8 protein-coding genes are annotated in these 9463 nt (G+C 52.4%); all 8 read left to right on the top strand.

Translation table 11 applies throughout. The features are described 5' to 3' along the window. On the top strand, window positions 1-275 hold a 275-nt coding region (locus B2067_RS12155), incomplete at its 5' end, for a hypothetical protein (RefSeq protein WP_301388623.1). Window positions 276-279: 4 nt separating this feature from the next. Then, window positions 280-870 carry an imm11 family protein gene (locus tag B2067_RS12160; protein WP_301388625.1) on the top strand — a complete coding sequence of 197 codons (591 nt, stop codon included), beginning with the start codon at window positions 280-282 and terminating at the stop codon, window positions 868-870. A 119-nt stretch (window positions 871-989) separates the two neighbouring features. Further along, the gene (gene hsdR / locus B2067_RS12165) at window positions 990-3509 is read left to right on the top strand and encodes an EcoAI/FtnUII family type I restriction enzme subunit R (protein ID WP_301388626.1); all 2520 of its coding nucleotides are present in this window, start codon (window positions 990-992) and stop codon (window positions 3507-3509) included. Window positions 3510-3643: 134 nt separating this feature from the next. Next, on the top strand, window positions 3644-5128 hold the full coding sequence (locus B2067_RS12170; RefSeq protein WP_301388628.1) for a type I restriction-modification system subunit M: 1485 nt from the start codon (window positions 3644-3646) through the stop codon (window positions 5126-5128). After that, a complete protein-coding gene (locus tag B2067_RS12175) occupies window positions 5125-7002 on the top strand; it encodes a restriction endonuclease subunit S (protein ID WP_301388629.1) in 1878 nt (625 codons plus the stop codon). The genes B2067_RS12170 and B2067_RS12175 overlap by 4 nt, the downstream gene beginning before the upstream one ends. Before the next feature lie 139 nt (window positions 7003-7141). Then, window positions 7142-7426: a type II toxin-antitoxin system HigB family toxin gene (locus B2067_RS12180; RefSeq protein WP_301388630.1), complete on the top strand. Its 285-nt coding sequence runs from the start codon at window positions 7142-7144 to the stop codon at window positions 7424-7426. Between the two features lie 9 nt (window positions 7427-7435). After that, a complete protein-coding gene (locus B2067_RS12185) occupies window positions 7436-8665 on the top strand; it encodes an ImmA/IrrE family metallo-endopeptidase (protein ID WP_301388632.1) in 1230 nt (409 codons plus the stop codon). Window positions 8666-9222: 557 nt separating this feature from the next. After that, on the top strand, window positions 9223-9463 hold a 241-nt coding region (locus B2067_RS12190), incomplete at its 3' end, for an Abi family protein (RefSeq protein WP_301388633.1).

A 9463-nucleotide genomic window follows, 5' to 3' on the forward strand; every position in this document is an offset into this window, starting at 1 on the left:
GAGCCGTTCTGGCATGGTGTCGCCGACGTATTGATGACCCCATAAATGGATGCTGGTTACCTCGTGGGATGGAAGATAAGCCATATATGCCAGACTACCTGCGCGAGGCGCTACCACATAACCGGCTGCATCACTCCGGCTACTACGACTGGCTGAACCGCGAAATTACCCCAGTGCGTATCAAAAGCGACGCGGACCTTGTTCGTCGACTGCACCTGATCAAAACCCGGTTGCAGGCATCCAAAGTACCACCCGAAGTATTACCGAAGGGCTGAGAGCATGCATTACTCAATCCACAACGACCGCACACACTTCGCCACTCTCGGTTTTGACTGGAAGCAGATAGTCGCTGTCTTTGGCGATTCCATGGATACCCGCTTCGACGTCAACCAGACACCGCGCTCGTATGCCGAAAGCTGGAATCCAGAAATCACTGTCTCCTTCAGCAATGCTGGCGGGCTGACAGGCTCAGCCGTACCGGATATCGCAGAACACCAAGGTCGTCTTTTCGTCAGTGCCAAAGCCTATGACGTGCTCTACCCTCTGCTGAAAAATGACGGCGAATTCCTACCCGTCACCTGCGCAGACAGCAACGGTTACATGTTCAATCCGCTACGTCTGGCCGAAGAGCTGGGCGCTTTGAACGAAGCTCACTGCGTAAAAAATGAATGGGATGAAGTAGAGCACATCGCCTTCCATGAAGATAAGCTGACGTCGGTGACTGCGTTCCGCACAGAGTTTGACGATTACCTGTCGTTGTTCTGCGGCGAAAAACTGAAGCAAGCCGTTGAGCAGCACCAACTGACAGGCATCACCTTCAATGCAAGCCTCGGCAATCCCGCTGGACTTGCCACTAACGGGCCACATTGACCGCTCTCGTGAACAAGTGAGTTACCCCACTCTTCTTCCGTCAGCCTGCGCCATCCGATACACTTCGGGTCATTACTGACGCTTACTGAACACGTTGTAATAAGCGTGGCCGGGGATTCATGGACAAGAAGCAGCTCACAGAACAGGACATCCGCACCAAGTACATCACGCCAGCCATTACGGCGGCGGGCTGGAATATCCATACTCAGGTCTACGAAGAGTTCTCCGTGACCGATGGCCGCATCGTCGTCCGTGGTCGCATGCACAGCCGTCAGCCGCCGCGCCGGGCGGATTACGTGCTCTGCTACCAAAAAGCCAAACCCATTGCCGTTATCGAAGCCAAAGACAACAAACACCGCGTTGGCGACGGCATGCAACAGGCGCTCGACTACGCCGACAAACTCGATATCCCCTTTGCCATTACCAGCAACGGCGACAGCTTTCTGGTCAACGACCGCCACGGCCTGATCTACCCTCAAGTAGAAACCGAAATCGCGCTGAATGAACTCCCAGGGCCCGACGCCCTCTGGGAAGCCTACTGCCGCTGGAAGGACATCCCGACCGAACGGCCAGCCATAGAGTATCCGTATCACGAAGACGTAAACTCGCGTACACCGCGCTACTACCAAATGGTGGCCATTAACCGCACCATTGAGGGCGTTGCTCGCGGCCAGAACCGTATTCTACTGGTGATGGCGACCGGTACAGGCAAAACCTTCACCGCGTTCCAGATTATCTGGCGGCTGTGGAAATCAAAGCAGAAGAAACGCATCCTGTTTCTGGCCGACCGCAATATTCTGGTCGACCAGACCATGAACAACGACTTCAAACCCTTCGCTGGCGCCATGGCCAAGCTCTCCCCCAAAGGCGGAGGGATGGAACGTAACGGCAAAAAGCTGGATATCGAGCTCGCCGTCAAAAAAGACAAAGACCGGGTCAATAAGGTCGATACCTCCTACGAGATCTACCTCGGCCTGTATCAGGCACTCAGTGGCACCGAAGAAGAACGCAACGTCTACAAACAATTCTCACGCGACTTCTTCGACCTGATCGTGATTGACGAATGCCACCGCGGCAGCGCCTCGGAAGAATCCGCATGGCGGGCAATTCTCGAATACTTCGACTCGGCCACCCACGTGGGCCTCACCGCCACTCCAAAAGAAACCAAAGACGTCTCCAACATCCATTACTTTGGTGAGCCGATTTACACCTACTCATTGAAGCAAGGCATCGACGACGGCTTTCTGGCCCCCTACAAAGTGATACGTGTCGATTTCGACAAAGACCTGCAAGGCTGGCGACCCAGCAAAGGCCAGACCGATAAAAAAGGTCAGTTAATCGACGACCGGATCTACAACCAGCGCGACTTCGACCGCACCATCACCATGGACCAGCGCACCGAGCTGGTGGCCCGCACCATGACCGAATACATGCAGAAGACCGACCCGATGCAAAAAACCATCGTCTTCTGCGAAAACATCGACCATGCCGAACGTATGAAACAGGCCCTGATTAACCTCAACCCAGAGCAGGTCGCCAAAAACCGTAAATACGTCATGCGCATCACCGGCGACGATAAAGAAGGCAAAGACGAACTCGATAACTTTATCGACCCCGAAGAGCCGTATCCGGTGATTGCGGTCACCAGCAAACTGATGACCACCGGCGTCGACGCCAAAACCTGCAAGCTAATTGTGCTTGATCAACGCATTCAGTCGATGACCGAATTCAAACAGATCATTGGCCGCGGCACCCGCATCGACGAAACCTTTGGCAAGCACTGGTTCACCATCCTCGACTTCAAAAAAGCCACCGAATTGTTCGCCGATGAAAAGTTCGATGGTCCACCTGAGCAGATTTATGAGCCTGAAGCAGGTGGCAGCATCGTGCCGCCAGAGCCCGGCGATGAGAACACAGCCGGCGGCGTAGAGTATCCAGGCGCAACCTACGACCCAAACATGGGTTGCAGCGGCGACCCCAGCACTGATCCAAGTACTGATGGCTACAACACCGGTGCAGAACCTTGGGGCCCCGGCGACGAGCCTCGCGAACCACGCAAAAAATTCCATGTGGGTAGTGTCGAGTTCAGCATTATTGACCAGCGCGTTCAGTACCTTGGCAGCGACGGTAAACTCATCAACGAAAGCCTGACCGACTTCACCCGCAAGTCGGTACAGGGCCAGTACGCCACCCTGAACGACTTTATCAAACGCTGGAACGACGCCGACCGCAAACAAGCGGTGATCGACGAGCTGTCTGCACAAGGCGTCAGCTGGGAAGACCTCACCGAAGACCTCAAAGGCAAACTCGGCGACGAGCCCGACCCCTTCGACGTAATACTGCACATCGTCTACGGGCAACCGGCGCTCACGCGTAAGCAACGCGTCGTCCACGCGAAGAGCAGGCGTAACATCTTTGATCGCTACAACACCCAGGCACAGGCCGTACTCGATGCCCTGCTCGACAAATACGCCGACACCGGCGTGCAAAGCATTGAAGACATCAAGGTATTAAAACTGGCACCGTTCGATCAGATGGGGACACCGATGGAACTGCTCAGCGCCTTTGGCGGTAAAGACGACTACACCAGCGCGGTACGCGAACTGGAGACCAGCCTCTACGAAGATGACGCTGGCTAAGCCAGCCGTCATAATGCGCGCCAGAACGTCATCGCCCTGGTTAAACCATTTTTCACGACAGTGTGTGTCGCCCCTATCCATCATGGGAGCGGTAGAGAAAAAATCAGCACTGTCCAAAACAACAAGAGACACCTATGAGCATCAGCACCGTTATCAAATCCATTCAAGACATCATGCGCAAAGACGTCGGCGTCGACGGCGATGCCCAGCGCATCGGCCAGCTCGTCTGGATGCTGTTTCTCAAAATCTACGACGACCGCGAACGCGAGTGGGAACTCTTCGACGACGATTACCAAAGCCCCATCCCCAACGGCCTGCGTTGGCGCAACTGGGCAGCCGACCCGGAAGGCATCACCGGCGACGAACTGAAAAACTTTATCGACGGCATTCTCTTCCCCGGCCTGCAGAACCTCGAAATAGCCGGCGACGAACGCGCCGCCGTGATTCGCAGCGTCTTTGAAGACGCCTACAACTACATGAAGTCAGGCCAGCTGATTCGTCAGGTGATTAACAAAATTCAGGAAGGCATCGACTTCAACAAGTCACAACAACGCCACGCCTTTGGTGACCTGTACGAGCAGATACTCAAAGACCTGCAAAGCGCCGGTAACGCCGGAGAGTTCTACACCCCACGGGCCGTCACCGAATTTATGGTCGACCGCACCGACCCGAAACTCGATGAAAGCGTGATGGACCCCGCCTGCGGCACCGGCGGCTTCTTAACCTGCGCCATCGAACACAAGCGCAAACACTACGTGCAGTCACCCGCCGACGAAAAAGTTCTGCAGCGCAGCATACACGGCGTCGAGAAAAAGCCCCTGCCGCACCTGCTGGCCACCACCAACATGATTCTGCACGGCATCGAAACTCCCAGCCAGATTCGCCACGACAACACCCTCAACCGCCCCTACCGTGACTGGGGCCCGGCAGAGCGCGTCGACGTGATTGTGGCCAACCCGCCGTTTGGTGGCACCGAGGAAGACGGCATCGAAAACAACTTCCCGGCGGAGTTCCGTACCCGCGAAACCGCCGACCTCTTTATGGCCCTGTTTATCCGCCTGCTCAAAGACGGTGGCCGCGCCGCCGTCGTACTGCCCGACGGCTTTCTGTTTGGCGAAGGCATGAAAACCCGCTTAAAAGAACGCCTGCTTAACGACTGCAACCTGCACACCATCGTGCGCCTGCCCAACGGCGTGTTTAACCCCTACACCGGCATTAAAACCAACCTGCTGTTCTTCACCAAAGGCCAACCCACGCAGCATATTTGGTACTACGAACACCCGTACCCGGAAGGCTACAAAAGCTACAGCAAAACCAAACCCATGAAGTTCGACGAATTCGCCACCGAAATCGCCTGGTGGGGCAACGAGGCCGACGGCTTTGCCAGCCGTATCGAGACCGAACACGCGTGGAAAGTCAGCATCGACGACGTCAAAGCCCGCAACTACAACCTGGATATCAAAAACCCCCACGTCGGAGAGCAAATCAGCCACGACCCGGACGAACTGTTAGTGCAATACGCCGACCAGCAACACGACATCCAGAAACTGCGCGACCAGCTCAAAGGCATACTTGCAGCGGCACTCACCGGTGAAAAAGGCGGAGAAACCGCCGAATGAGCAACCAGATCAACGAAGGCGCAGAGCGCTATACAACAGATAAACAAGATCAAAGTCGACCAGAGCGTTCGGCTGCCCAAAGGACACAAAGCCCTCAGCAGCTGGTAACCGACCACCTCGACCTCTGGACCAGCACCGTTACCCCAAAATCCACCAGCGGGCGTGGCCGTGGCTCCGGGAAAAGCAGCAAGCTCGAACTCACCGGCATCAAAAAACTGCGAGAGCTTATTTTAGAGCTGGCCGTACGTGGCAAACTCGTCGCACAGAATCCGGATGATGAACCAGCTTCAAAACTCTTGGAACGGATCGAAGCTGAAAAAGCGCAGCTGATTAAAGACGGTAAGCTGAAAAAGCAGAAGCCAGTGGCGGCGGTCACTGAAGATGAGAAACCGTTTGAGCTTTCAGCGAATTGGAGCTGGACTCGGTTTGGTCAAATATGTCAACACAACTCAGGGAAGACTCTAGACTCATCTCGAAACAGCGGCACCTTACGTCCCTATATCACCACATCCAACCTGTATTGGGGCTTCTTTCAGTTATCCGAAGTAAGAGAGATGCCGATATCTGATACAGAATTGGACAAGTGCCAGGCTGTGGAGGGGGATCTACTTATATGTGAAGGTGGTGAAGCCGGCCGAGCGGCTGTATGGGAATCCGTAAACCCAGTCTGTTTCCAGAACCACATTCATAGAGCAAGACCATTTGGGAAACTATCCCCTTACTATCTTTTCCGTTTATTCCAGAGATTGGATTTATCGGGAGAGATAGCAAACTATCGGAAGGGTGTTGCGATATCAAATATGTCTGGAAAGGCTTTGGCATCAATTCCTGTTCCACTCCCCCCACTCGCCGAACAACAACGTATCGTCTCCAAAGTCGATGAACTCATGGCACTCTGCGACCAGATGGAGCAACAGAGCGAACACCAGCTTACCGCCCACCAGCAACTGACCGACACCCTGCTGGCAACGCTCACAGAGTCAGCTAACGCACAGGAACTGAACGACAACTGGCAACGCCTCGCCAACCACTTCGACCTGCTGTTCTCAGGCCCCATGGGCGCCTGGGCCATCGACCGCTTAAAAGACACCATCCTCCAACTCGCCGTCATGGGTAAACTGGTGCCACAGAATCCAGAGGATGAACCAGCATCGAAACTACTCGAACACATCGAAGAAGAAAAAGCCCGACTGGTCAAAGAAGGCAAAATCAAAAAGCCGAAAAAACTGCCACCGGTGAGTGACGATGAAAAACCGTTTGAACTGCCGGAGGGTTGGGAGTGGGTTAAGCTATCAACTATTACGCAATTTGAAAACGGTGACCGCAGCTCAAGATATCCGTCAGGCGCGGACATTGTCAGCAACGGAGTTCCATTCTTCGGGGCTCCAGACATAATCGACGGTAAGCTTGCGATGTCTCATGAACTTAGGTTCATCACAGAAAGTAAATTCTCAGAACTATCTAACGGAAAATTACAAGATTTAGATGTGGTGATTTTACTTCGGGGGAGTGTTGGTAAAGTTGCCTTATTTCAGGCGAATGAAAAGTACTCTACTGGCTTTATAAATGCTCAAATGTTGATAACTCGTTTATACGATAAAGTCATGACCGGTTACTTCTTTAAGTACTTGCATAGTAGTTTTTTTAATCGCCAAATTGATAACTTTCGATCTGGGTCGGCAGTTCAACAGATGTCAGCATCAAATCTTTCGAATACATTAATACCACTCCCTCCACTCCCCGAACAACAACGTATCGTCGCCAAAGTCGATAAGCTATTCGCCCTCTGCGACCAGCTGAAAGACCGCCTGCAGCAAGCCAGCGAAACCGAACAACACCTGACCAACGCCATCGTTGAGCAGGCGCTGGGATGATTCATTTATACCCAGCTAAGGGCCTGGAGGTGCCTAACGTGACTGTTTTGTCTCGTTAGGCACCAAAGAACCACCAAGATAAACAGAATAAGTTTACCAAAATGGGAATTTTAGCTATAGTTACCATCAAGGGAACCAAATGAAGGTTTTAGGACGAAACTTACTGACGGAGTTTTCCGCAAAGCATGCGCGTTCTAAAGCAGCTTTGGACGCTTGGCTCAATGAGGCTATAGATGCGGACTGGAGAACTCCTCAGGACATTAAAAACCGCCATCGCAGCGCTGACTTTCTGTCCGACAACAGAGTGATATTCAACATCAAAGGTAACCATTACCGCCTGGTCGTCAAAGTACGCTACCAGCATGGTATTGCGCGTGTTGAATGGGTCGGGACGCATGCTGAATACGATAAGAAGCGGTTCTAGGAGGATGCTATGAAACATTTAAAAGTAATCAAAACTCCAGATGAGCACAACGCGGCGCTCTCACGCCTTGATGAGCTGATGGATTCAGATCCAGCTGAAGGCAGCCAGGCAGCGGACGAGCTAGAACTGCTGGCAATGCTGATAGAGCAATACGAAGCAACAGCCTTCCCTGTCGACATGCCGTCACCGATCGATGCCATATTGTTTCGCATGGATCAACAGGGCTTAAAGAAAAAAGACCTCGTGCCCTATATCGGCTCTGCGCCGAAGGTCTCTGACGTATTGAACGGTAAGCGCCCTTTGAGCCTGACCATGATTCGTCGCTTACATGAAGGTCTCGGCATACCTGCCGAGGTACTTATCCAGGATGTCGAACGGCATAAACATTATGCCAACGACGTTGATTTTTCGGCTTACCCACTTGCTGAAATCCGCAAGCGAGGTTACTTGCCTGACTTTACCGGGTCACTCGGTGAACTTAAAGAATACGCCGACGACCACTTGGGTGCGTTTTTCGCGAGTGTCGGGATGACACCTCAGTCTTCCAGCCAGACTATGATGTTACGTACATCAGCTCATCAACGTAGCAATGACAAAGAGTGTGATGCTTTTGCTTTGCAAGCCTGGCAAGCCAGAGTGCTGCATATCGCGGCACAACAAAAGTTAGAGCATAGTTATACCCCTGGTACCGTCACACAAGAATGGATGCTGGAACTCGCTCGCCAATCTTGGTCGCGGCAAGGTCCTGCCATTGCAGTAGAGTATTTGAACAAAGCTGGCATAAAGGTGATATTCGAGCCGCACCTGCCCAAAACCTACCTAGATGGTGCTGTTTGCTTAAGCGATTCAAGGCAACCTGTTGTTGCTCTGACGTTGCGTCACGACAGGCTCGACAACTTTTGGTTTACGTTAATGCACGAGCTTGCTCACATTGCTTTGCATTTTGATGGTAACGAGAGCTGGTTCTTAGATGACCTGGACGCCCCCTCTTCCGACCCTAAAGAGGACGAAGCAGACGCATTGGCGCAGGAGGTTCTCATTCCAGCCGAAGCAATACCTAACGGCTTACCTACTACCGAAGCTGAAGTAGAAGCACTTGCCAGCCGCATTAAAGTAACACCATGCATAGTTGCAGGGCGCATTCGACGTACTGCACAAGACTATAAGATTTTCGGTAAGAAATTCCGCAGTGAGAAGACTGTTGGAAAAGTTTTAATGGCCGCTGGCTACCTAAAATAATGGGTCAGCAAGGGAGGGCTTATGCCTGAAATTGCAATATTTATCCCAGCTCCCGCTTATGTCTACCAACAGAAAAACCGGGGTAACTTCTGGGGTAACTAATTTTATAAATTACTTAAATATCGTTACTTTTCAATGGGTTGAAAGTTAAAATCGGCCTCCTATGGGGAGGCCATCTTTTGCCCCGATTGCTATTAAGAATGGAATCACAAAATGGCAAACTTATCTTTAAACGCCCCGTAGTGATACAGAACATCGCCGTCTGGCTCAGCGCCGTTGCGACGAATATCGAACGATACCTCTAAGCCAGAAGTTCTCTGCACATTGCAGGTGTCGCCTGAGTGCATTCTCTCAGCAATATGCGGAGCAAACATGCCGGAAGAGCAGAAACAGGAAGTTCGGGAGTATACGCAACGTCTGGAGATTAGTTATCTTGAGGCCGTACCAGATGCGGACGAGTACAAGCTGAACTTTCGTCAGGCTCAGTGAGCTTCGGCTGAAAAAGCTGTTCGCTGTTGTACCATAGCACGACAACTGGTTAGATTGACGGATAAACGATGACCTATACCCGCCCATGGCTTAGCTTCAAAGATCAACTAGAGCACCTCAAATCGAGAGGGCTAGTAGTCACGGACGACTCCGCTGCTCTCAAGGCACTAGAGCAGTTTGGTTATTACCGGCTGAGCGCGTACTGGTATCCATTCAGGCAAAAGAGTTTCGATACTAAAGGGCGAGTATCAGGTGTCACAGATGATTACATTCCCAATACTGAACTGAAAGACTCGGTACAACTCTATC

The sequence above is a fragment of the Thalassolituus sp. UBA2590 genome, from assembly GCF_002339775.1.
Lineage (GTDB): Bacteria > Pseudomonadota > Gammaproteobacteria > Pseudomonadales > Oceanobacteraceae > Thalassolituus.

Bases quoted from the DNA above. Each gene is read 5' to 3' on its own strand.
- B2067_RS12160 (WP_301388625.1), top strand. From the start codon at position 280: ATGCATTACTCAATCCACAACGACCGCACACACTTCGCCACTCTCGGT.
- hsdR (WP_301388626.1), top strand. From the start codon at position 990: ATGGACAAGAAGCAGCTCACAGAACAGGACATCCGCACCAAGTACATC.
- B2067_RS12170 (WP_301388628.1), top strand. From the start codon at position 3,644: ATGAGCATCAGCACCGTTATCAAATCCATTCAAGACATCATGCGCAAA.
- B2067_RS12175 (WP_301388629.1), top strand. From the start codon at position 5,125: ATGAGCAACCAGATCAACGAAGGCGCAGAGCGCTATACAACAGATAAA.
- B2067_RS12180 (WP_301388630.1), top strand. From the start codon at position 7,142: ATGAAGGTTTTAGGACGAAACTTACTGACGGAGTTTTCCGCAAAGCAT.
- B2067_RS12185 (WP_301388632.1), top strand. From the start codon at position 7,436: ATGAAACATTTAAAAGTAATCAAAACTCCAGATGAGCACAACGCGGCG.